We start from the raw sequence: 25670 nt of genomic DNA on the forward strand, positions 1-25670 counted from the left end.
CTTAGCTTTCTGTGTTAAAATTTTTAGCTCCAAGCACCAAAGTTATGTGGTTAGAGCGTTTTCTAATTCTGTGTGCTCTTCCTTGTGGAGCTGGGCGTAAGCGTTTAAGGATAGCGCCACCATCCACACGGATTTCTTTGATGAATACTCCTGCTTCTTCCAAGTTAGCGTCCTCGTTTTTAGCTTGCCAGTTAGCGATAGCTGAAAGCAACAATTTTTCCAAACGAGCGGCTGCTTCTTTTTGGCTGAATTTCAAAATAGCCAAGGCTTTGTCTACTTGCTGTCCACGTACTAAATCCGCTACTAAGCGCATTTTTCGAGGAGAAGTAGGGCAGTTATTTAACTTCGCGAAAGCCAAGCTTTTTTTAGCTTCTTTAATTTCGTCTGCTCTTAATTTTTTTCTAACTCCCATAGCCTTAATTATTTTTTACCTTTATTTTTTGCACCTGCGTGTCCACGGAAAGAACGAGTAGGTGAAAATTCTCCTAATTTATGTCCCACCATATTTTCAGTGATATATACAGGGACAAACTGACGACCGTTGTGAACTGCAATAGTTTGGCCAACGAAGTCTGGTGTAATCATAGAAGCGCGTGACCAAGTTTTGATAACGTTTTTCTTACCAGACTGTATATTTTGTTGGATTTTCTTTTCCAAGCTATAGTGAACGTAAGGTCCTTTTTTTAATGAACGTGCCATTTGTTAGTCTCTTATTTTTTTCTGCGTTCTACAATATACTTATTACTTGCTTTGGTTTTAGAACGAGTTCTATAACCTTTCGCTGGGATACCTTTACGTGAGCGTGGGTGACCACCGGTAGCACGACCTTCACCACCACCCATTGGGTGATCGACAGGGTTCATAACTACTGCACGTGTACGAGGACGGCGTCCTAACCAGCGTGAGCGACCTGCTTTACCTGAAAGTACCAATTGGTGATCAGAGTTTGATACGGCTCCTATGGTTGCGAGGCAAGTGAGGAGGATCATACGGGTTTCACCTGAGGGTAGCTTTACAGTAGCATACTTACCATCTTTTGCCATTAGTTGAGCAAAAGTTCCTGCAGAACGAGCAATGTTAGCTCCTTGTCCAGGGCGCAATTCAATACAAGAAATTACAGTACCGAGAGGGATTTGAGAGAGCGGCATTGCGTTACCGATTTCAGGGGCGATATTTTCTTGACCTGAAACGATTACTTGATCAACCTTCAAACCAGCGGGAGCGATGATGTAACGCTTTTCGCCGTCGGTGTATTGAACGAGAGCAATAAACGCTGTTCTGTTTGGGTCGTACTCGATAGAAACTACTTTGGCGTCTACGCCGAATTTGTTTCGTTTGAAGTCGATAATACGGTACTTTTTCTTATGACCACCACCAATGTAACGCATGGTCATTTTTCCTTGATTGTTTCTACCACCAGTCTTTTTCAACGGAACGAGCAAGCTCTTTTCCGGCTTATCAGTAGTAATGGTGTCGAATTCGTTTACTACTCTAAAACGCTGACCGGGGGTAATCGGTTTTAATTTTCTAACTGACATTTTTGTCTATTTGTTAAATACTTATATATTACTATAAAAATCTATAGTTCCATCTTCTACTTGCACAACTGCTTTTTTCACTGCGTTGGTTTTAGCAATTTGCAAGCCTGTTTTTGTATAACGAGTAGATCGTTTAGGTCCGTAGTTAAGAGTACGCACGGATTTCACTTTAACGCCATAAGTAGCTTCAACTTCATTTTTGATTTGAATCTTGTTAGCGTCCTTAGCTACTACGAACGTATAGCAGTTTCTCAACTCGCTATTGTCGTTTGCTTTTTCTGTATTTACAGGTTTAATTAATACGCTCATTTCCTTCTTATTTTGTTAAAATTGACTCTAAAACTGCTACTGAGCTCTCAGTAAGTACTACGTTTGAAGCATTCACTAATTGATAAGTGTTTAACTCTGAAGCGGTTACTACACTTGAAGTAGGTACGTTACGAGAGGACAAATATACATTATTATTTGTATTTGGTAACACAAAAAGTGATTTTTTATTTTCTAAGCCCAAAGATTTTACAACTGCGGTGAAATCTTTAGTTTTTGGAGCGTCGAAATTTAAATCTTCAACTACAACGAGGGCTTGGTTTTGTAGTTTAGCACTGAGGACAGAACGGCGAGCCAAGCGTTTTACGTTTTTAGTAAGTTTTTGTGTATAGTCTTTAGGACGAGGACCGAATATGCGTCCACCACCCACAAATACAGGAGATTTTACGCTACCTGCACGAGCTGTACCAGTACCTTTTTGTTTTTTAATTTTGCGAGTACTTCCAGCCACTTCGTTTCTTTCTTTAGCCTTGTGAGTACCTTGACGTTTGTTAGCTAAATAGCGTTTAACATCTAAGTATACTACGTGATTATTAGGCTCGATACCGAACACAGCATCAGAAAGGGTTACCTTTCTACCTGTTTCTTTTCCTTTTATGTTTAATACTGCTACTTCCATTATTTGTGAATAGTTACGTAAGCATTTTTGTGACCTGGAATACAACCTTTTACAACTAAAAGATTTTTCTCAGCAACCACTTTCAATACTTTCAAGTTTTGTACTGTTACCTTTTCAGCTCCCATACGTCCAGCCATACGCATACCTTTGAATACGCGTGAAGGATAAGACGAAGCGCCTACTGAACCTGGTGCTCTGAGGCGGTTATGCTGACCGTGAGTAGTTTGACCTACTCCGCCAAAACCGTGGCGACGCACTACCCCTTGGAAACCTTTACCTTTAGAAACGCCTGTGATATCCACAAACTCTCCTTCGGTGAAGAAATCGACGGTGATAGTATCACCTAATTTGTAATTGTCTTCAAAACCTTGGAATTCAACAACTTTTTTCTTTACAGAAGTACCTGCTTTTTTGAAGTGACCAAGCTCTGCTTTGGTAGCACGTTTTTCTGCTTTGTCATCGAAACCAAGTTGAAGAGCATCATAGCCATCAACCTCTTTGGTTCTGACTTGGGTAACTACGCAAGGACCTGCTTCGATGATGGTACAAGGTATATTTTTACCGTTCTCATCAAAAATGCTGGTCATTCCTACTTTTTTTCCGATTAACCCAGACATAAATTAAATATTAAATTAGTTATTAGTTCTTTTTTAATTGACAATTAACAATTGATAATTGACAATTATTATAACGTTTCAGGGTCAAAAAATGCCCGAGACTTTTTAACCCTGAATCATTTTTATCCGTCTTTCCCTAACCCACAGTTTCGGGACATTTTAGTAAAGTTATCAAACTTTGATTTCTACTTCTACACCACTTGGCAATTCCAATTTCATCAAAGCATCAATAGTTTTTGATGAAGAGCTATAGATATCTAAAAGACGCTTATGAGAGCTCAATTGGAACTGTTCACGTGCTTTTTTATTTACGTGAGGTGAGCGCAACACAGTAAAGATTTTCTTGTGTGTAGGTAATGGAATAGGACCTGTAACTACTGCACCTGTTGCTTTTACTGTTTTTACGATTTTCTCAGCAGATTTATCTACCAAGTTATGGTCGTAAGATTTTAACTTTATTCTTATTTTTTGTTGATTACCCATTTTTTCAATAAATTAGTTGCCTCTGGCATTTTTAATTACTTCGTCTGCAATGTTTGAAGGAGTTTCAGCATAATGAGAGAACTCCATTGTAGAAGTAGCACGACCTGATGAAAGAGTGCGAAGCGCTGTTACATAACCGAACATTTCAGATAGTGGAACAAATGCTTTAATTACTTTAGCACCGTTACGGTCGTCCATATTGTTTACTTGACCACGACGGCGGTTCAAGTCTCCTACGATATCACCCATATTTTCCTCTGGAGTAATAACTTCCAATTTCATAATAGGCTCCATCAATACAGCTTTTGCAGCACGAGCAGCTTCTTTGTACCCCAATTTGGCCGCCAACTCGAATGACAATGAGTCTGAATCGACAGGGTGAAATGAACCATCGATAAGAACAATCTTCATCGCGTCCATTTCGAAGCCTGCTAAAGGCCCGTTCTTCATTGCTTCTTTGAAACCTTTTTCAACTGATGGGATATACTCTTTAGGAATGTTACCACCTTTGATTTCGTTTACGAACTCAAGACCTACTTTGCCTTCTTCAGCTGGTTCCATACGGAATACGATGTCGGCAAATTTACCACGTCCACCTGTTTGTTTTTTGTAGACTTCGCGGTGGTCAGCTTTAGCAGTGATAGCCTCTTTATACTCTACTTGAGGTTGTCCTTGGTTTACTTCTACTTTGAACTCGCGTTTGAGACGGTCTACAATGATATCCAAGTGTAACTCACCCATACCAGAAATGATAGTTTGCCCGGAGGCTTGGTCAGTTTTTACTTGGAAGGTTGGGTCTTCTTCAGCGAGTTTAGCTAAAGCCATACCTAACTTATCAACGTCGGCTTTTGTTTTAGGCTCTACAGCGATACCGATTACTGGATCAGGGAATACCATACTTTCGAGCACGATAGGATATTTCTCATCGCAAAGGGTATCACCCGTTTTGATATCTTTAAAACCTACTGCAGCCCCTATATCACCAGCTTCAATATATTCGATAGGATTTTGTTTATTAGCGTGCATCTGGTAGATACGAGAGATACGCTCTTTGTTATTTGAACGAGTGTTCAACACATAAGAACCTGCATCGAGGTGACCAGAATAAGCGCGGAAGAATGCTAAACGACCTACGTAAGGGTCAGTAGCAATCTTGAATGCCAAGGCTGCAAAAGGAGCGTCAACGGCTGGCTTGCGGAGTGCAGGCTCACCTGTTTCAGGATTAGTACCCTCAATAGCTTCTTTATCAAGCGGTGATGGCAAATAACGACATACCGCATCAAGCATAAATTGTACTCCTTTGTTTTTGAATGATGAACCGCATACCATAGGAATGATAGCCATATCCATTACTGCTGCACGCAATGCCTTATGGATTTCCTCTTCAGTAATTGAACTTTCATCTTCCATAAATTTCTCAAGTAATCCTTCGTCATAGCCTGCTACCTCTTCAATCAATTGAGCGCGATATTTGGCTACATCTTCTTTCATATCGGCAGGAATTTCTACTACGTCGAAAGTAGAACCTGAATTTTCTTCGTGCCATACAATGGCGCGGTTTTTAATCAAATCTACAACACCTTTGAAATCTGCTTCGTCACCGATAGGCAATACGATAGGAACCGCGTTAGATTTGAGCATATCTCTCACTTGGTTGCAAACGTTGAGGAAATTAGCTCCTTGACGGTCCATTTTGTTTACAAACCCAATACGAGGTACTTTGTAGTTATCAGCTAAACGCCAGTTGGTTTCCGATTGAGGTTCTACGCCATCAACGGCAGAGAAAAGGAATACTAAGCCGTCGAGTACACGTAAGGAACGGTTTACCTCAACGGTAAAATCCACGTGACCTGGGGTATCGATAATGTTGAAGTGATACTCTTTAGCATCGGCGGTAGGTTTACCATTTTCGGTAGGGAAGTTCCATTTACAGGTAGTAGCCGCTGAAGTAATAGTAATACCGCGTTCAGCCTCTTGTTCCATCCAGTCCATAGTAGAAGCGCCATCGTGTACTTCACCGATTTTGTGCGTTTTACCGGTATAGAAAAGGATACGTTCAGTAGTTGTGGTTTTACCGGCATCAATATGCGCGGCAATACCTATGTTTCTTGTATATTTTAAATCTCTACTCATCGTGTTAATTAAAATCTAAAGTGTGAGAATGCTTTGTTAGCTTCAGCCATACGGTGCGTATCCATTTTTTTCTTCACAGCAGCACCTTCTTCTTTAGAGGCAGCGATAATTTCGGCAGCCAATTTCTGAGCCATTGATTTCTCATTGCGTTTACGAGCGAAACCGATGAGCCATTTCATCGCCATAGACACTTTGCGGTCTGGGCGGATTTGCATAGGGATTTGGAAGGTAGCACCACCCACGCGACGTGAACGCACCTCAACGTGAGGCATCACATTACTAAGGGCGTCTTTCCAAACTTCTAATGCCGACTTTTCGTCGTTATTCTTCTTTTGTTCTACGATATCAATTGCGTCGTAGAATACTTTAAAAGCCACTGACTTTTTACCGTCCCACATAAGGTTATTCACGAAACGCGTAACCAATTGGTCGTTAAACTTAGGGTCTGGTAAAAGGGGGCGTTTTTTAGCCTGTCTTTTTCTCATTTCTTTTCAGTTAAAAGATTTTGTGTGTTAAATTACTTTTTCTTTTTGTCGGCGGGAGCTGCTTGTCCTGGTTTAGGGCGTTTCGCACCGTATTTAGAACGGCGTTGCGTTCTACCTGCTACACCAGCCGTATCGAGAGCACCACGAACAATGTGGTATCTAACACCTGGTAAATCTTTTACCCTTCCGCCTCGTACCAATACTATCGAGTGCTCTTGGAGGTTGTGACCTTCACCAGGTATGTAAGCGTTCACCTCATTGCCATTAGTCAAGCGAACACGAGCTACTTTACGCATAGCTGAGTTCGGCTTTTTAGGCGTTGTGGTGTACACACGTGTACATACACCTCGGCGTTGTGGGCACGAATCCAAAGCAACCGATTTACTCTTCTTGGTAATTCTGGTTCTTCCTTTTCGTACTAATTGTGAAATTGTTGGCATAATTTACAATACTATATATTTGTTTATTTGTTTACTTGTTTCAGTCCATAGGACTTAGAGGTTTAGACTTAATTATCCAAAGCGGGTGCAAAAGTACAACTATTTTTTAAAACTGCAAAAGTCTCTGATAGATAAGAGGTGATAGATAAGAGATAAGAGATAAGAGATAGGAGGTAAGAAACAAGAGGTATAGACACTATATTATCGTTGATTACCAATGTTTTAATGAGATTTAGTTTTAGAAATTAGTGTAACATAAGTAGTTATGAAAAAGTTGTGATTTGTTACAAATATCACAAAATAATTCTATTTTTGTTCTATAACAATAGTCTTAATTTGAGAACTAAACCATTAAGGAGCATAACAAAATAAGACGGCTTTTTACGCCGTCTTATTTTTGTTCTAATTTCTTTTTTACTCTCTTAATGTAGCCCCTAATTGCTTTTCAAAAGCGTCTTGGAGGTGTTGCATCGTTTTGTCGATTTGTTTATCGGTAAGAGTTTTATTATTGTCTTGAAGTACAAAACTGAGGGCATAGCTCTTCTTGCCTTCGGGTAGTTTGTCGCCTTGGTATACATCAAAAAGGTTTACGTGTTTTAAGAGGTTTTTCTCGGTAGCGTATGCCTTTTCGTAAAGGTCGGCGAAGGTTACTTTCTCATCGAGCAAAAGAGCTAAATCACGACGTACTTCGGGGTATTTAGAGATTTCCTTGTATACCACTTTATGGTCTTGTACTTGTTCTAAAATCACTTCCCAATGCAAATCAGCTACAAGTACCTCTTGTTTGATATCGAAATCTTTAAGCACTTTGCTTTTTACTACTCCTATCGTTCCTAAAAGGGTCTCCCCTATTTGCCAACGGAAGCCTTCACTACTCAACGTGTCGTTAGCTTCTAAAGGCAAAATAGTGATTTCCTTCAAGCCGAGACGTTCGAAGAGAGATTCCACTACTCCTTTGAGCTCAAAGAAAGAGGTTTTTTGAGCGGGAGCGCCCCAATACTCAGGTTGGGTATTACCTGTGAGATACAACACCAAATGCTTGCTTTCAGTATAATTACCATCGATATAGTGATAGTTCTTGCCAAACTCGAACAATTTCAAATCGGAGCGTTTGCGATTGTTATTATAAGCAATCACTTCTAAGCCTGAAAACACTAGATTCTTACGCATATAGCCCAAATCGCTACTCAAAGGATTGAGGAGCTTTACTGCTTGCTCTGGATTTTCGGCATAAGTAGTAATCTCTTTTTCTGAAACAAGACTGTTGGTCATTATCTCAAAGAAGCCTTTCGCTACCAACTGGTCGGCTATCACATTTTGTATATTGTGGTCGTCGTATTTGTTAGAATACGCCATTGTAGCATTTAGTTTTTCAGGGAAAATGACATTGTTGTAGCCATAGATGCGAAGGATTTCCTCTATTACATCGGCTTCACGCTGTACATCTACGCGGTAAGAAGGGACTGACAAGCCTAACCCACGTTCGGTAAACGAATTTACTTTGATATCTAAAGAGTGTAAGATAGCCTTAATTGTATCGCGTGAAATCTTCTGACCAATAAGTTTATCTATTTTCTCAAAAGTAAGAAACACCTGAAAATCTTCTTGCTTTTTAGGATAAAAATCTATCACATCGGATGATATAACCCCTCCTGCAATATTTTCAATCAGTACTGCGGCATACATTAGGGCGTATTTACAATCTTCTATATTAATACCGCGCTCAAAGCGATAAGAAGCATCGGTATTGATGCCGTGACGTTTGGCTGTTTTGCGCACCGATACAGCATCGAAATAAGCACTTTCTAAAAATACATTGCGAGTAAAATGAGTGATACCTGAGTTTTCACCGCCTAATACCCCTGCTATACAGAGAGGTTTTTCGGCATCACAAATCATAATGTCTTCAGCGTTGAGGGTACGTTCTACTCCGTCGAGGGTTTTAAACTTTATGCCTTCGTCGGCATTCTTTACAATCACCTTGCGACCAATAATATGGTCGGCATCAAAAGCGTGAATAGGTTGTCCCATTCCGTGCAGTACGTAGTTTGTAGCATCTACTACGTTGTTCTTAGGAGTAATGCCTATGGCTTTTAGTTTGTTTTGTAACCATTCAGGAGATTCGTCTACGCGTACATTGCTAATGGTAACGCCGGTATAGCGAGGTACGAGTTTTTTGTTCTGCACCTCTATATCTATTTTAAGTGAACGGTTATCGACGTGGAATTTTGTAATAGAAGGGGTGATGAGCTCTAATGAAATACCTTTTTGCATCAAGCCTGCACGTAAGTCGCGTGCTACACCGTAGTGGCTCATTGCATCGGCGCGGTTAGGAGTCAGTCCTATTTCGAACACTTCGTCGGTTTCTACCTCAAACACCTTACTGGCAGGGGTACCTACTTCGTACTTATCGTTGAGCACCATAATGCCATCGTGACTTTCGCCTAAGCCAAGCTCGTCTTCAGCGCAAATCATACCGTAACTCTCTTCGCCACGAATTTTACCTTTCTTAATTTCGAAAGGCTTACCTTCTTTGTCGTAGAGTACTGTGCCAATAGTAGCTACAAGTACTTTCTGCCCTTGTGCTACGTTAGGAGCTCCACAAACGATTTGCAAAGGAGCTTCGCCCCCTACGTCTACTTTGGTGATTTTAAGTTTATCGGCGTTAGGGTGTTTTTCGCATTCGAGTACGTGACCTACCACTACCCCTTTGAGTCCCCCTTTTACGCTTTCGAAGTGTTCAATCCCTTCTACTTCTAAGCCTAAATCAGTAAGGATGACCGCTGTATCTTCAGCAGGCATTTCTAACTTCAAATATTGTTTTAACCAGTTATATGATATTTTCATAGTTGTTTTTTTTCAATCTTCAATCAAGCGTTACTACACTTTGGCAAAGTGTATACCAATGTGTATACCGCAAAAAGTTATTACAGAGTGCAAAAGTAGTAATTTTAGCAATAATCACAAAAAAAGCTATTCAAAAAAATGAATAGCTTTTAAAATCTATATTATTTAACAGTGAGTTAGTCGTTTTTCTTCTTCTTCAAGGTTTCGGTTACTTGAGCTGAAGCGGTAAAGGAGGTAATCATATTGTTGAGCATCTCACTACCTGCTTCGGGTGAGTTAGGAAGTAGGATAAGATTACTATTGGTTTGCTGACCTACGGCTTGCAAGGTGTCGTAGTGTTGAGTAACTACAATAAGCGCTGAAGCTTCTTGCGAGCTGATACCTACTTTATGCAATACGTCTACACTCTCTACCAATCCGCGAGCAATTTCACGACGCTGGTCGGCGATACCTTGACCTTGCAAACGTTTGCTTTCGGCTTCTGCTTTTGCTTTTTCGACGATGAGGATGCGTTGTGCATCACCTTCGTATTGAGCCGCTACTTTTTCGCGTTCGGCGGCATTGATACGGTTCATTGCGGCCTTCACTTGAGCATCGGGGTCGATATCGGTTACTAAGGTTTTGATGATGTCGTAACCGTAAGTTTCCATTGATTCTTGTACTTCGCGTTTTACGGCAATGGCGATATCGTCTTTCTTAACGAATACATCGTCGAGTTTCATCTTAGGGACTTCGGCGCGGACTACGTCGAATACATAGCTGGTAATCTGGTCGTGTGGGTATTCGAGCTTGTAAATGGCATCGTATACTTTTTCTTTGATCACCACGAACTGTACTGATACTTTGATTTTGACGAATACATCGTCCAAAGTTTTGGTTTCGACAATGACATCGAGCTGTTGGATTTTGAGGCTGATGCGAGCGGCTACTTTATCGATGATAGGTATTTTCATTTGTAAACCCGAATGACGAATACTTTCGAATTTACCAAAACGTTCTACTGACACGGCGGTTTGTTGGCGCACGGTAAAGAAAGTAGATAGCAAAAATACTAACGCAAAAAAGAATAAAATGTAAAATAAATAGGGCATAATGTGAAATTTTATGGGTTATTAACGGCTACAAATGTACTTTCTTTTTTTGAATTGTGCAAGAAATATGAGAACAGAATTTTGAGTTTAAAATAATTTAAAGAAAATGAGGAAATTAGAGAATTAGAAAATGAGAGAATGAGGAAATTAGGAAATGAGAAAATGAGAAAATGAGAAAATGAGAAAAATAGGAAATGAGGTAAATGCCAATAATACCAGAAATACCAATAATACCACCAAAGGGAATGGACGGGTCGGAGTTTTCAGACGAGTAGGACAGGTTAGAGGAGGGATTGGAGAGCTCGGAAGGAAACGAAGAAGTTCGAAAGAGGAGAGGGAGGGTTTTTGATGAAAAAAGGCTGTAAGGAGGGTGGGGTTAGCTTATAGAGAGCTTATAGGAAGCTTATACGAATCTTGGACGATTGGTATAGAAAGGGTATATAAACAGTTGAATAATAACATAATACAACAGCGCTAAAAATGTTAAAAACGGGGTTTCGAGACGAAAGAAAGAGGAAGAGGCACTAGGCCTTAGGCCATAGGCACTAGGGGTGAGTATGACGGAAAAGGGAAGTAATGACGGGGGACGAATGATGAGTGACAAAAGATGGGGCGATGAAAAAGTTTATAGCAAATAGCTATAAAATAGGAAAAGCTACCTTTTAGGGGTAGCTTTTCCTATTTAAGCAATAAAAATTATGTTATGAAAGATGTTATTCTATATATTATTCAGTAGGAATACCATCGGCTTGTACTGGCCAACCTGGGTTTTGGTAGATAACACTGGTAGCTACATTTCCTCCTTTGGAAGTGCGTAAGAAGTTTTCAAAGCCTATGGGTGATAGGTAATGTGCTTTCGTCCAAGTAATACCGTTGTAATACAAGTTGTTTTGTTGTATAATTTGATAAGGACGAATGTACACGCTCAATGTTTTTGCTGATATGTTGGGGCTGGCAGCAGGCAAAGCTACTAATTTAGAAGTCCCGTTATTATTTTTATAAGTAGGTTTATCATACATACTTGTCCAAAGGTTCATACCTTCTATTTGGTAGTTTCTTAACTGATCCATAGCGCGCCAACGGCGGAGGTCGTTATTACGTATTCCTTCAGCTATAAACTCACAACGGCGTTCACGGCGAATGTTGTAAAGGGTTGCATCTACTTTTTGTCCTGCTGAATATACTGCCCAGTCGTTTTCTTTGGTGAGATCGGTAGCGGCTATAGTAGCATTGTAATTTTCACTTACCCCTGCACGAGCGCGTAATGCTTTCCAATAGCGGTCGGCATCACCATCGAGACTGTTATTTTTTACATAACAAGCTTCAATATAATTAAGATAGGCTTCTGCAGCACGGAATACAATACAACCCGCCTCAGTAAGTACCGCATCAGTGAGATATTTGGCATCTCCATTTAGCCCTTTTTTCACATTATAGCCTGTAACAGCTTTTCTTTCGGTTACCGAGTTAATAATGTTAGGATAACTGTTATCTTGCTGAGTAACGGCTAAATAATCACCTGGTACACGCATAAAAAGTTGCAAGCGCTCGTCTCTATCTACTTTCACAGTTGTAAGATCAGCATCACCTTGGTAACCCGAACCTGATGCGTAGATAGGTAAACCATTTTTCATCAAGAAAGCATCCACAAAACCACGTGTATAACCACTATTAGCGCCTCCTGTCAAGAAACCATTGGTATAATGCCCAACACTTTTATCAGCGCTGTATTGTCTCCAAAAAAGCACTTCTGAATAACCTGACTGACTGTTATCACCATACATTTTGAAATAAGGATTGCTAAACACAGCTGTTCCAGTGGTATTGTGGTCATTTGCTACCAATGGGAAAGCATCGGCTACGACCTTAGCAGAAGCCATTGCTTCTGTCAAAAAGTAATTAATTTCACTATCTATATTGATAGAAAAACCGGATAAGTAAGAGACTTTAGTTCCTGGCCAGCCCATACCTCCCGGCACTTGGGCAGTGCCCTTATGATATTTGAGCCAAGTTCCTTCAAAAAGCGCTACACGTGAGCGGAAAAGCTGAGCCACTTCTTTACTGATACGGTTTTTACCTTCTACTGGGCTTGACTTTAACAAGCTGATAGCTTTGTCTAAATCTTGCAAAATAAAGCGAGCTACTTCATTACGAGGGCGACGTTTAGAAGCCTCTATGAGCTCATCTTCATTATCGGGGAGTACGGTTTTCACAATAGGGTAATCACCATAGGATTGTAAACGATCGAAATACTCATAAGCTCTTAAAAAGTAGGCTTCTCCTAAATAGTGATTGATATTAGCAGGTGTTCCTGTTATTTTTCCTGCCTCTATTTTCGGGGTTACTTCAGCTAAAAAATAGTTGATAGCACGAATATTACCAAAATCATAACCTTCTGTACCTTTAGGCACGTGCCATTGTCCTTTTACCCAAGCTACATTAGCATTTGTTGTAGCTTGGTTATCAGTGCCGTTATCATCTTTAAAAATCCCTATATTATACCCACCGTGAGTAGGGAAATTATAATAAGTGATAGTATAGGCTGCCAAATCTGATTCGGTATTGAAATATTGTTGAGGGGTGATATTAGAGAGCGGTTCTCTATCCAAAAATTTGTTACACCCTATAAGCCCTACCGAAAAGGTAGCTATGATTATATTTTTATATATTTTTTTCATTGTGTTAGTCTTTTAGAAGGTTAAACTTAATCCTGTTGAAATCACTCTTGAAAGAGGATATAGTTTCCCTTGTCCCCAAGAACCTCCATTAGCTTCAGGGTCGAATATTTTAGAGAGTTTGGTAAAGGTAAATACATTATCGGCTGAGATATAAATTCGCAAATTATCTATACCTATAGTCTTCATAATATCAGTAGGGAAGGTATACCCCAATTGTATGTTCTTCAAACGTACATAAGCAGCGTTTTGTACCCAACGTGTTTGAGAGGCGAAGTTCTTACCTCCACCGTCCATAGTAGGTCGTGGATAATACGCATTTACATTAGATCCAAAAGGACTATCAGTGCCTTGGGGACGGAAGTAATCTAAGTGTTCTTTAAAGCCTGCTGATTGCCATACGTTTTGGTTAGCCCCTCTAAAATAAGGAGAATCATTGAAAATTAAATCACGCTTACCTGTGCCCTGCCAAAACATACTAAAATCTACGTTTTTGTACTTCAACTCTACTTGTACCCCAAAGTTATAACGAGGAGTGGTGTTACCAATAACTTTTCTATCACCTGGATCATCGAGGGTATTAGCTCCACTATTAATTTTACCATCGCCATTGAGGTCTTCATACATTATATCACCTGCTGCCCAGTTGTTACCCAAAGCACTTTGGTCGTGTGTTTTTAACCATTCGGTCATCTCTGCATCTGTTTTAGCAATGCCACGTGTTTGGTAGCCCCATATTTCACCTAAATACTGTCCTTCGTAAAAAGTTCCTAAAGATTTATTTTTGTTAGGATATTTAGTAATTTTTTGACGGCTATCAGTTAAGTTAGCTGAAATACCATAAGAGAAATCCTCTCCTATTTTGTCTTTCCAGCTCGTTACAATCTCAAATCCGTTTGATACCATATCAGTATTGTTGATACGAGCAGGAGCAGTACCCAATACAGGAGGTAGTTGAGGAGCAGGTCCTACCATATTATAGGTTTTACGGCTAAACAACTCGAATGTGAATTTAAGACGGTTCTTCAAAGCAGTAAGGTCAAACCCTACATTCCAAGAAGCTACTTTTTCCCAAGTGAGGGTAGAAGCTACCAATCCTGGCATTTTTGCTGTATTAGTTTTATCACCATTAAGAAGCCAACTACCATTATTAGCCCCTATGTTCATTGTTTGATAGAAAGGATACCAACTATCAGTGTTTTGGTTGCCCAATTCGCCATAAGACCCTCTAAATTTAAATTCACTTACCGCTTCTCCAAACTTACCGAAGTGTTTCCAAAAGCCCTCTTTGGCTATATTCCAACCTACTGAAGCTGAGGTAAACAAGTTCCAACGCTGGTCGCGCAAAAAGCGAGAGGTACCGTCATAACGAGCGTTTACTTCCAATAAATACTTGCTGTCGTAGTTGTAGTTGAGCCTGCCAAAGAAACCTGCGGTTGCCCAGTGTTGATAATCTCCACTTACATCATCATTCTTTCCTCCTGTAGTGTTGAGTGAAAGAGAGTTCTTGCTGTATATCTCATCGCGAGAAGCAGAAAATTGACGTGATTTGAATAGCTCTGATTGAAAACCTGCTAATGCAGTAACTGTATGTTTCTTAATCTCTTTAGTATAAGATGAATATATATTAGTATTAAAGAAGTTGTAACGGGCTGCCCATTCACTTATTTTTGAATGTCCAGCAGGAGCTTCCCCATCGCGCGAAATAGGAATAGGCTCTCCGTGTAAACCATATTTGTAGATAGGCAAGTAGTACCAATTATTAAAGATAGTAGAAGTGCGGTAGTTGAGCTCTACATTGGTTACCCATCCTTTTATAGGATTGAATACCAAAGCTAATTGTTGGGTAAGCTCATCTCTTTGTGTTTTATCGCGTCCTTCATTAAGCTGTGCAATTTCATTACCGTTCATATAATGACCATTAGGGTCTTTAAGTGGTAAGGTAGGCCAACGTCTGGCTATATTGTGGAAAAACAAACCTCCTAAATAAGAAGAACGAGAGAAATCTCTGCGACTGAAACGTGAGTTGTAATTCAACTTTAAATAAGGAAGTATTTGTGCTGATATCTTTCCTTGTGCTGAGTAACGTGACATTTTATCGGTATTATAACGCGATAACCCCTCAGCATCAAGCCAACCTAATGATACGTAATATTGTATCTTTTCAGTACCACCACGAGCTGTAAAATTGTGTTCTTGCGAAGGAGTAGAAGCTCTATAAAACTCTTTAAACCAATCTACATTTGCCCAGCTTTGCTTGTAGTCATTCCAAGCACCATTTCCATCTTTGGTAGGGTTCCAATCAGTAGCATCTTTTAGCTTCCCTGCTTTGTATGCCTTGATGTTCTGTATAATACGATCTTCAAATACAGGAGCCCCTCCATTATTCTTTTGAGCTTCATTAAAATAGTTAGCAAAATCTTCTGAATCCAACATTTCAGGGAGGCCTACGGGTGAAGCAAGGCGGTAATTAGTACTATAATTTATCACCATTCTACCATCTTTACCTGATTTAGTAGTTACTAAAATCACTCCAAAAGCCGCACGCGACCCATAAATAGAAGCCGAAGCTGCATCTTTCAACACCGAAATACTTTCTATATCATTAGGATTTAAAGTATTCATATCGCCTTCCATACCATCTATAAGTACCAAGGGGTTTGCACTAGATCCTGACCCAATAGTACCTGTACCGCGAATATTGAAGGAAAGATTACTGTCCAACTGTCCGCCTCCATTTCCTACAGAGAAGTTCACCCCCGAAACGTTCCCCTGTAGTGCTTGGGTTACATTGTTTACAGGGCGATTCTCTAAGGCTTTAGCATCTACCGAAGCTACAGCTCCTGTAAGGTTTTCTTTCTTTTGAGTGGCAAAACCTACCACTACCACTTCTGTAAGTTGGTGGGTATCTTCTTTTAGTTGCACATTAACTGTGTAAGAATTACCCCCCCCTACAACTTTTTTAGTCTGGGTAGTAAATCCTACAAAGCTAAACTCGAGCACATCGCCTGCTTTGGCTTGGATTTGATAATTACCGTCAAAATCAGTAGATGTACCGTGCGTAGAGCCTTTAACCACTACGGAAACACCGGGTAAAGGCGTTTTTTTATCATCAGTAACTTTACCTTTTACTGAGATGGTTTGTGCCATAAGAGTTGTTAAAAAGCAACCTAACACAAACATAACAAATGTTAAATACTTTTCTTTCATAAGTTTGGCTATTAAATGAAATTTACGGCGTAAAAGTAGCACTATTTATTATATCTACCAAATAATCATAGCTAATATTTTTAAATAATTTTATATTCTTCGCTAAATAGAGGGGATAATCATATGAATTACAATAGATAAGGAGAAAATAAAAGAAAGTGTATTATTATTAATTTTAACACTTTTCAAAAGAAAAAGGAAGAAAGTGTGAGGTCGTAGCACGACGGGCGGGGAAAATTAGCAAATTAGAAAATGAGGAAATTAGAGAATGAGGAAAGGAGTAAATATTATTAGTTTATTCAACTTTGGCAAAGGTGCCAGCCGCACAGGCAGCCGTAGCACGGCAGGCGAGAAAAAAATTAGCAAATAGAGAAGCGTTGAGGGGTTCGGAAGAAAACGAAGATTTTCAGAAGAAGACTGAAGGGTCTTTTGATGAAAAAAGGCTGTAAGGAGGGTGGGGTTAGCTTATAGGAAGCTTATACGAATCTTGGACGATTGGTATAGGAAGGGTGTATAAGTGGTTGATTCATACTATAATACGATAAGGTTAAAAATGGTAAAAAGAGGGTTTCGAGTCGAAAGAAAGAGGAAGAGGTGCTAGGCCTTAGGCCATAGGCACTAGGGGATAACCTCCCTCTTTACACATACTCCGCTCTCGCGGACTTCCTCCCCGAGGGGGAGTGTAGCGAAGGAAAAGTGTGAACCACACAGGCAGGTGTCAGTCGCACGGGCAATGAGGAATGAACGGAGAATGACGAGGGTGAGGCGGTGAAAAAGTTTTATGAGATAGGTTAAAAAGGTGGGTGCTGTCGGAGAGACTTAGGGGAGCGAAAAGATAGATGTGGTAGAATAGGTGTTTATAAAAAAACTTTTGAGAGAAATTGTATTTAATATAAGTTCGTTGTAAAGTAGCCAGAGAATAGTTGGAACTGATATATGACGTCTTTTGATTTTTGACTACTGAGTGAAATTAGTAGGGTTTATACCATTCTTGTCCGGTGAGGTCGTATATCTTTTGGATTTTATGAAGGAAGGCTTCGAAGTCGAGGTTAAGGTCTATGAGTTCGCCGGTGTGAATATCGAATACCCAACCGTGAACAGCAGGGTATTGGTGTTTGAGATAACTTTCTTGCACAACTGCCATTTTGGTAACATTGAAACACTGTTCTTCTACGTTCAGTTCTACCAAACGGCGGTAACGCTGGTCGGCATCAGTAATGGCATCGAGTTCTGCTTGATGCAAGCGGTATACATCGCGAATGGTACGCAACCAAGGGTTTAACAAACCAAAGTCTTTGGCTTGCATAGCAGCCTTTACACCTCCGCAATCGTAATGACCACATACGACAATATGCTTTACTTGCAGGTGTTCTACGGCATATTGTATCACAGCGGTAGAGCTCATATCGAGGGTGTTTACTACATTGGCAATATTGCGGTGTACAAACACCTTACCAGGACCTACACCCATTAACTCTTCGGCAGCTACACGACTATCGGAGCAACCTATATAAAGATAGTCGGGGTTCTGGTCTTCGGCGAGTTTCTCGAAGAAATGAGGGTCGCCCTCTTTGCGGTGTTTTACCCATTGACGATTGTTTTCGAATATTTTGTTGTAAGTAGGCATAAGTTATAATGATTAGTGGCTACTGAGGTGGCAAAGGTAGGTGTTTTTAGGGAAATGACAAATATTTGCAGAGAAATCTCCGAAAAGCTGAATATCAGTGTACATACAGTAAACCGTTATAGGCAAAATATCCTAAGAGAAAACACACGCTGATAATGTGGAAGCTATTGCCTTCGCCAAAAGAATGAGAGTAATTGGTTAATTAGTAAATTAGGAAATTATTTGTATCTTTGCACCTTGAAAACAAGAATTAACTATCTACCATTCATCATTAATCATTAAAAAAGATGTCAGAAGAATTAAAAGAACAACGCTCTAATAACTTTATAGAAAATATCATTGAGGAAGACCTTGCGAAAGGCTTTCCCGCCAGCGCCTTACGCTTTCGCTTCCCTCCAGAACCGAATGGCTACTTGCACCTCGGTCACGCGAGTTCTATCTGCCTTAACTTCGGATTGGGGTTGCGCTACAACGCCCCTGTAAACTTGCGTTTCGACGATACCAACCCTTCTAAGGAAGAACAAGAATACGTAGATGCGATTCGCCGTGATGTAGCGTGGCTCGGATTCAAATGGGATAAAGAATGCTATGCTTCCGACTATTTTCAAGAACTTTACGACTGGGCAGTAATGCTCATCAAACAAGGGAAAGCCTATGTAGATAAACAAACATCGGAAGAAATTGCCACTCAAAAAGGCACGCCAACGGTAGCGGGTACCGAGAGCCCCTATCGCAATACCTCAGTAGAGGAAAACCTCGCCCTTTTTGAGCGTATGAAAAACGGTGAGTTCGAAAACGGCACATATGTACTCCGCGCCAAGATAGATATGGCATCGCCTAATATGCTAATGCGCGACCCTATCATCTACCGCATTATGAACGCTTCACACCACCGCACAGGCGACAAATGGCATATCTACCCTATGTACGACTGGGCACACGGCGAAAGCGACTACCTCGAACAAATATCACACTCCCTTTGTACGTTGGAATTCTTACCACACAGAGAGTTATACGATTGGTTTTTAGACCAGGTATACGACAACACTCGTACCCGTCCTAAGCAACGTGAGTTTGCCCGCCGCAATCTCAGTCATACGATTGTGAGTAAACGTAAGCTGTTGCAGTTAGTAACCGAAAACTACGTTGCTGGCTGGGACGACCCCCGTATGCCTACTATCTCAGGCTTACGTCGCCGTGGTTATACCCCTGAAGCCATTCGCAAATTCGCTGACACCATCGGTATTGCCAAACGCGAAAACCTCATCGATGTATCTCTTTTAGAGTTCTGTGTGCGCGAAGACCTCAATAAAAAAGCTAACCGCGTAATGGCAGTGCTCGACCCCGTGAAGGTGGTGATTACCAATTATCCTGAGGGACAAGAAGAATGGCTTGACGCCGAAAATAATCCCGAGATAACTCCTATGACTTATCGTAAGGTGCCTTTTAGTAGAGAAATTTATATCGAGAGAGATGACTTTAGAGAAGAGGCTGACAAGAAGTATTTCCGATTGAAATTAGGAGGAGAAGTACGTTTGAAGAATGCTTATATCATCAAAGCTGAAAGCGTAGTGAAAGACGCTCAAGGAAATATTACTGAAATACATTGTACTTACGACCCCGATAGCCGTAGCGGTAGTGGTACCGAAGCGAGTATGCGCAAGGTAAAAGGCACATTGCATTGGGTATCAGTAGCCCACGCAATAGAAGCCGAAGCGCGCCTCTACGACCGCCTCTTTACCGTTGCTGAACCCGACCGCCAAGAAGATAGCTTCTTAAACTACATCAACCCCGATTCTCTAAAAGTAGTAACTGCTTATGTAGAGCCAAGCCTCAAGACCGCCCAAGCAGGCGACACGGTACAGTTCCAACGTCTGGGGTATTTCAGCGTAGACCCTGATACTACCCCCGAAAAATTGGTGTTCAACAAAACCGTCGGCTTAAAAGATACGTGGGCTAAGATTAGCGAATAAGATATCATACACTAAAACAAAAAAAGGATTGCCCTAGAAGAGCAATCCTTTTTGCGTGTAATGAAAGGAAAAAATCTACTTTAGCTCAAAATCTTTTTCGTTGCTGTTATCGGCGGAGTGTTGAGCTACCCAGAGTTTGAAAGCGCCGGGTTCGGTTACTTTTTTCAAATCGGCGTTGTAGAAGGCTAAGAGGTCTTCGGTAATTTCAAACTGCACTTGTTTGCTTTCGCCGGCTTTGAGTGCGACTTTTTGGAAGCCTTTGAGCTCTTTCACCGGACGGGTTACACTACCTACCAAATCACGAATATACAATTGCACTACTATTTCACCATCGCGCTTGCCGGTATTGACTACTTGGGCTGTAACAGTAATCTTACCTCCTTTGTTGAGGGTGGCACTGCTGAGCTGTACATTACTAACATTAAAGGTGGTGTAGCTCAATCCGTAACCAAAAGGATAGAGCGGTGTGACAGGCGCATCCTCATATTTAGAACGGTAATCAACTGTTGGGTTATTAGGATCAACGGGGCGACCGGTGTTCTTGTGATTGTAATAGATAGGCACTTGTCCAACATTACGAGGAAAACTCATCACCAAACGCCCTGAAGGGTTGTACTTGCCTGATAATACATCGGCAATGCCATAACCTGACTGGGTACCAGGGAACCACACTTGCAAAATAGCATCGGCTAATTCACTTTCTTCACTGAGATCGAGCGGACGACCGCTATACACTAATAACACTATAGGTTTGCCTGCTTGCTTGAGGGTGCGGAGCAATTCGCGCTGAGGAGCGCGCAAACGTATATCGGTAAGGCAAGCGGATTCACCAGACCAGTTATAGTCTTCACCTAAGGCTACCACTGCTACATCGGCAGCGCGTGCTGTAGCTACTGCTTTGGCTATATCGGCAGAAGTAGTGGCAGTAAGGGTACAACCTTTGGCATAGCTGAACTGCACCTTACTATCTTTATACACTTCTTGTAATCCTTTGAAAAGAGAAGCGCTGAGTTCACGGTCGCCGCGACCTTGCCATTCGCCATTTTGGTTAATAGAATCTTTTACCATAGGGCCTATAAGGGCTACCTTTTTCACCATATCGGGAGTGATAGGCAATACCTCGGCGTTGTTTTTGAGCAATACCACTGATTTAGCAACCGCAGTGCGGGCTACTTGCAAGAACTCCGGTTTCATAAGGGTTGTTTTGGCGCGATTCTCATCGAGGAACTTGTAAGGGTCGTCAAATAAGCCCAATACGAATTTCATTTCCAAGATACGGCGTACAGCGGTGTTGATAGTCTCTTCTTTTACCTTACCCTCTTCGACTGATTTTTTGAGGTGCTTGATAAAGTTAGCGCCTGTCATATCCATATCAATACCAGCATTGATTGCTAACTCGGCAGCGTGCTTATTATCAACCGCAATACCGTGAGGAACCAGTTCGTTAATACCGGTATAATCGGTTACTACAAAGCCTTTAAAGCCCCATTGCTTGCGAAGGATATCCGTCATTAGGTAGCGATTGGCAGTTGCAGGGATACCATTCACCTCGTTGAAGGAAGCCATTACGGTGCCCACTCCAGCATCAATTGCTGCTTTATATGGTGGTAGATAGGCATTCCAAAGGGTGTGCTGAGAGAGCTCGGCAGTATTGTAGTCGCGTCCTGCTTCGGCAGCGCCATAGGCAGCAAAGTGTTTTACACACGCTAAGACAGTATTGGTTTTACTAAGCGAATGCCAGTCGGTTCCCCCTTGAAAACCTTGTACGCGAGCTTTGGCGATTTCACTTCCCAAGAAGGGGTCTTCGCCAGCGCCTTCCATCACACGCCCCCAGCGTGGGTCGCGAGCGAGGTCGACCATAGGGGCGAACGTCCATTTGATGCCATCGGCAGCAGCTTCTTCGGCAGCAATAGCAGCGGTTTGGCGCATTAGGTCTAAATCCCAAGAGCAGGCTTCGGCAAGCGACATAGGAAATATGGTTTTATAACCGTGAATCACGTCGTAACCAAATAGAATAGGGATACCCAAGCGAGTTTTCTTGACAGCTATATCCTGCAATTTGCGCACTCCAGGCACGGTAACAGCGTTGAACACACTGCCTACGAGACCTTTTTCGAGATAAGGCTGAAAGTCATCGGACATTACGGGGCCTGTAACATCCCAATTGGCAGCAAACTGAGTAAGTTGTCCGATTTTTTCTTCTAAGGTCATCAGCGATAGCAAAGAATCTACCTTGCGTTCGATGTTTTTATCGCCACTGAAGGACTCCCATTTCACAGGGGTTTTATCGTCAGTTTTTGACGAATTGTTACAAGCTACTACAGCTAATGCCATAGCGATACAATACGTTATTTTCTTCATAATAATTAATTTACTGATAAATTCTCACATAATCGATTTCAAGGCTATCTTCGGTGAAATTATTAGCTACCTGACCTCCCAATGTACCTCCCATCGCGACATTTAGAATAAGGAAGAATTTTTGGTTGAATGGCAATTTAGCGTTGTTATCCATTTCGAAATAGTTCTTGTTATCGATTGCAAAGATAATCTTTTTTTCTGTCCACGTCATTGTATAGATATGAAAATCGTTTGATGTGCCTGCTACCGCCGTTTCTTTGTCGTAATCACCCTGATGGTTGCTATCGGTGTCATACCAATGGCAAGCGCCGAGAATATGAGTCTTTTTATTACCTTTTTGCTCGAGCATATCTATTTCGCCACATTTAGGCCAACCCTCGGTAGCAAAGTTGTTGCCCAAGAACCACATTGCAGGCCAGGTGCCTTGAGAAGCTGGTAATTTGGCTTTGATTTCCACTTTACCATATTTGAAACCATACAAGCCTTCGGTTTTGAGGCGGGCAGAGGTATACCCCCCATTTCCATCGGCTTTGGCAGTAATTTTTAGCACTCCGTTTTCCACTTTCACATTTTCAGGGTCTTTGGTATAGGTTTGCAACTCGTTGTTACCCCAACCATTGCTACCTTTGCCTAAATCATACGTCCATTTTGTCGCATCGGGGGTACCCGCTTTGTTAAATTCGTCAGACCACACGAGATTGGTAAAACTATTTTCGGAAGGTTTGGTAGTGGTGAAAATGTGATACCACGCATACTGACTGTTAGGTTGCATCACGCGCACGATGAGTTGGGTATCGCTAAGGCTGATGATGTCATAAGTACTTGCGCCTACCCACCAGCCGAGCATACCGCCATTGGAGAGCTCGATAGCTGTACCGCGATAGGCTTTGTTGTCGTACTTACCTTGGGTAGCAGCTTTGGAAGTAGAAGGCACGAAGGACACTTGTTTCTCACCTGTAATCGTAGGTACTACATCGGTGCCGTGACATTGGTCTTTAGCTACACCTAATACCTCAGCATAGGCTCCTGGTATAAACACGTGGTTGGCAGTTTGTTTATAGGTAATACCATTAGCTGTACGGGTGAAGATAAAGGAATTTTCGAACATACAAGTACGAGTAGGGTCAAATGGTGTTGCTTGCCACCAAGCTGGGTAGCCATATTCGCCATTGTCGCCACTTTCTTGAGGGCCTAAGCCTGCATATCCCGCTACATTGGCAGCCCAATACCAAGTTTTAGTATCGCCGATGTTCTTACCTGCGAGCATATTTTCGGCTTCAGCATCGGAGAAGGAACTATATACTTCCAATTCTAAAGACACAGAACTCATAGAGCCTCCTGCACCTACAGCACTTACTACCGCTGTGAATTTGTTGGTACCTACTTTGGTATAGCGGTGTTGGATTTTACCAGAGGGAGCCATTTCGGTCTTGCCATCGCCAAAATCGATGCGGTAAGAAATGGCGTTTTGGGCGGTTACTACAAAGTTCACCAAGCCCGTGCCATCGCCGTGAGGATGAGTGTTATCAGCCCCCACGATACTGAACGAGGCATTTACATTAGAAGGAGGTGTAAGGTCTCCAAACTCGTGCTTATCTTTACAACTTATAAAGACAAAAGCTACTAATAGGGTTAAAAGATTTAAGGTTTTCATTTTAATTTGTCAATTTAGTGCGGGCCGCACGGGTAATTAATTCAGTGTTATTTCGTCGTAGTAATAAGTGGTATCATCGCCTTTTTCACCAAAGTCGAAAAAAACAACTACTTTGGTGTAGGTTGCGCTGGTATCAATGCCAGTAAAATCAAACGAAAGTTCTTCCCAAGTGTTCTTTTTGGTGATGCGAGCATCTACTTCTTTTGCTTCATCGCTAGTAGCTCCCTCTAATTTCACTTTTACAGTAATACCTGTCTTAGGAGAAAAAGCTTTTAGCTTCAATACCTTGTGACTTTTCATATCCAAACTTTCGGAAGTGAAGAACGCACCTGCCCACGTTTCACAACCTTTGGTGCGCACCATTTTTACTACTTTAGCAGAAGTATTGCCTGTAGTATTAGGATTGGCTACTACTTCTACATCTGCCATATTGCCAAAGGTAGTAAACTCGGGAGCTGTACCCTCAAAGTTTTCGATTATCACAGTATTCGATTTTTTGTAGAAATACAAGTTGTCGATAAATACCGTACCTTGTCCTACTAATTTGATTTGGTGTACATCGGTGATTACAAATCCTTGTTTGGTGTAGTCGTTTAGTGGAATATCGATGCTTGTCCACTTATCGGCAGTGAGGGTCTTTTTGACGAACTTCTCACCGTCAGCGCCTGTGCTTTTGCTAATCAAATAGATATCTAAAGCTGTAGCATCGGCAGTCCAAACGTCTAAATGTAAGAACTCCATCGCTGATAGGTCGATTTCTCGGGCAAATTGGATACCTTGATAATTGAGGTGAGCGTATTGCAAGATTTCATCGGTGCCCAACTTAAAGAGGTTGTAGGCAGTGGCTTGACCCCAATTAGGGTTGAAATCGGTACCTGCCACATTGGTATATCGTCCGCTGAAAAGCGAAACGACCTCTTGTGCTTTGCGGATTGGAGGTTGAGGAGCTGCAGTAGTAGGCTGTTGCAAGGCAATTACTCGTACCGTTTTTTGCACTTTAGTAGTTTGTCTGCCCGCACCTTTCACTTCTATGGTAAGGGTGTAAGTACCTACTTGCTTATAAATGTGTGAAACTTCCTCTCCTATATTGCCAGAGACCGGTTTTTCGTCGGCACTCTCACCGAAATACACGTCGTAAGTAATCGCAAAGTTGGCTTTAGCTGTTACATTCACTTTTTTGGAGACCGCTTGGTCGTTAGCGACGGTTACCTCTACATTCTCAGGGGCGCGGAAAGACACCTCTAAAGGCAAAGTCGCTTCGGCTTCCTTGCCAGCAATGTTCACAGCTACTATTTTCACTTGGTAACTACCTTCAGCATAAGTGTGTGTTACCGAACCACCTGCTTTTACCACAGTGGGAGTTGCAGTGCTATCGCCAAAGTAGACCTTGTAGGTGGCTACTCCCGTAGCTACTGGCGTGATGGTTACAGCTCCTGAGTTATCGGTGCTCACCTGAAATTTAGCTGAGACATCAGTAGGGGCAGTGGCATTTTGGACGAAACTGAGATCGTCCTTATCTTTTTCGCAGGCTACTATTCCAATGAGAAACAGTAGTGCTATGAGGTTTTTGAGTGTTTTCATTTTAATTTA

Annotated in this window: 19 protein-coding genes; 1 reads left to right on the plus strand and 18 read right to left on the minus strand. The window is 41.5% G+C overall.

Translation table 11 applies throughout. From position 1 onward, the window contains the following. Window position 1 precedes the first annotated feature (1 nt). The 15 genes from rplV to C3V44_RS06905 form a co-directional block, all read right to left on the minus strand. Window positions 2-412 carry a 50S ribosomal protein L22 gene (gene rplV, locus C3V44_RS06835; RefSeq protein ID WP_106095966.1) on the minus strand — a complete coding sequence of 137 codons (411 nt, stop codon included), beginning with the start codon at window positions 410-412 and terminating at the stop codon, window positions 2-4. An 8-nt stretch (window positions 413-420) separates the two neighbouring features. Next, window positions 421-699 (minus strand): 30S ribosomal protein S19, encoded by a 279-nt coding sequence (rpsS, locus tag C3V44_RS06840; protein ID WP_002675018.1) that lies wholly within the window; start codon window positions 697-699, stop codon window positions 421-423. A gap of 11 nt (window positions 700-710) precedes the next feature. Continuing rightward, entirely contained in the window at window positions 711-1538 is an 828-nt protein-coding gene (rplB, locus tag C3V44_RS06845) for a 50S ribosomal protein L2 (RefSeq protein ID WP_002675016.1), read from the minus strand. Between the two features lie 21 nt (window positions 1539-1559). After that, a complete protein-coding gene (gene rplW / locus C3V44_RS06850; RefSeq protein ID WP_002675014.1) occupies window positions 1560-1847 on the minus strand; it encodes a 50S ribosomal protein L23 in 288 nt (95 codons plus the stop codon). A gap of 7 nt (window positions 1848-1854) precedes the next feature. After that, window positions 1855-2484, minus strand: coding sequence for a 50S ribosomal protein L4 (gene rplD / locus C3V44_RS06855; RefSeq protein ID WP_106095967.1), 630 nt, complete (start codon window positions 2482-2484; stop codon window positions 1855-1857). Continuing rightward, window positions 2484-3101 (minus strand): 50S ribosomal protein L3, encoded by a 618-nt coding sequence (gene rplC / locus C3V44_RS06860; RefSeq protein ID WP_002675012.1) that lies wholly within the window; start codon window positions 3099-3101, stop codon window positions 2484-2486. Before rplC ends, rplD begins: the two co-directional genes overlap by 1 nt. A gap of 171 nt (window positions 3102-3272) precedes the next feature. Further along, complete coding sequence (gene rpsJ, locus C3V44_RS06865; protein WP_002675011.1) at window positions 3273-3584, minus strand: 30S ribosomal protein S10; 312 nt, start codon at window positions 3582-3584, stop codon at window positions 3273-3275. A 12-nt stretch (window positions 3585-3596) separates the two neighbouring features. Further along, window positions 3597-5717 carry an elongation factor G gene (gene fusA / locus C3V44_RS06870; protein ID WP_053581606.1) on the minus strand — a complete coding sequence of 707 codons (2121 nt, stop codon included), beginning with the start codon at window positions 5715-5717 and terminating at the stop codon, window positions 3597-3599. 8 nt (window positions 5718-5725) lie between these two features. Continuing rightward, window positions 5726-6202 (minus strand): 30S ribosomal protein S7, encoded by a 477-nt coding sequence (rpsG, locus tag C3V44_RS06875; protein ID WP_106095968.1) that lies wholly within the window; start codon window positions 6200-6202, stop codon window positions 5726-5728. 32 nt (window positions 6203-6234) lie between these two features. After that, complete coding sequence (gene rpsL, locus C3V44_RS06880) at window positions 6235-6642, minus strand: 30S ribosomal protein S12 (protein WP_002675007.1); 408 nt, start codon at window positions 6640-6642, stop codon at window positions 6235-6237. A 414-nt stretch (window positions 6643-7056) separates the two neighbouring features. Beyond that, window positions 7057-9489, minus strand: coding sequence for a phenylalanine--tRNA ligase subunit beta (pheT, locus tag C3V44_RS06885; protein ID WP_106095969.1), 2433 nt, complete (start codon window positions 9487-9489; stop codon window positions 7057-7059). A gap of 176 nt (window positions 9490-9665) precedes the next feature. Next, complete coding sequence (locus tag C3V44_RS06890; RefSeq protein ID WP_002675001.1) at window positions 9666-10580, minus strand: SPFH domain-containing protein; 915 nt, start codon at window positions 10578-10580, stop codon at window positions 9666-9668. Window positions 10581-11305: 725 nt separating this feature from the next. Continuing rightward, complete coding sequence (locus C3V44_RS06895; RefSeq protein WP_106095970.1) at window positions 11306-13258, minus strand: RagB/SusD family nutrient uptake outer membrane protein; 1953 nt, start codon at window positions 13256-13258, stop codon at window positions 11306-11308. Window positions 13259-13270: 12 nt separating this feature from the next. Further along, a complete protein-coding gene (locus tag C3V44_RS06900; RefSeq protein ID WP_106095971.1) occupies window positions 13271-16465 on the minus strand; it encodes a TonB-dependent receptor in 3195 nt (1064 codons plus the stop codon). A gap of 970 nt (window positions 16466-17435) precedes the next feature. Then, the gene (locus tag C3V44_RS06905; protein ID WP_009417398.1) at window positions 17436-18092 is read right to left on the minus strand and encodes a carbonic anhydrase; all 657 of its coding nucleotides are present in this window, start codon (window positions 18090-18092) and stop codon (window positions 17436-17438) included. A gap of 287 nt (window positions 18093-18379) precedes the next feature. On the opposite strand from C3V44_RS06905, the gene C3V44_RS06915 reads away from it, so the two are divergent. After that, window positions 18380-20065 carry a glutamine--tRNA ligase/YqeY domain fusion protein gene (locus C3V44_RS06915; RefSeq protein ID WP_106095972.1) on the plus strand — a complete coding sequence of 562 codons (1686 nt, stop codon included), beginning with the start codon at window positions 18380-18382 and terminating at the stop codon, window positions 20063-20065. Window positions 20066-20140: 75 nt separating this feature from the next. Here C3V44_RS06915 and bglX read toward each other — a convergent pair whose 3' ends face one another. The 3 genes from bglX to C3V44_RS06930 are packed head-to-tail and all read right to left on the minus strand — an operon-like array spanning window position 20141 to window position 25661. Beyond that, window positions 20141-22426, minus strand: coding sequence for a beta-glucosidase BglX (gene bglX / locus C3V44_RS06920; RefSeq protein ID WP_305763989.1), 2286 nt, complete (start codon window positions 22424-22426; stop codon window positions 20141-20143). A 10-nt stretch (window positions 22427-22436) separates the two neighbouring features. Further along, entirely contained in the window at window positions 22437-24080 is a 1644-nt protein-coding gene (locus tag C3V44_RS06925; RefSeq protein WP_106095973.1) for a family 16 glycosylhydrolase, read from the minus strand. 36 nt (window positions 24081-24116) lie between these two features. Beyond that, entirely contained in the window at window positions 24117-25661 is a 1545-nt protein-coding gene (locus C3V44_RS06930; RefSeq protein WP_106095974.1) for a PKD domain-containing protein, read from the minus strand. Window positions 25662-25670 lie beyond the last annotated feature (9 nt).

It is taken from the genome of Capnocytophaga sp. oral taxon 864 (assembly GCF_002998835.1).
Classification (GTDB): Bacteria; Bacteroidota; Bacteroidia; order Flavobacteriales; family Flavobacteriaceae; genus Capnocytophaga; species Capnocytophaga ochracea.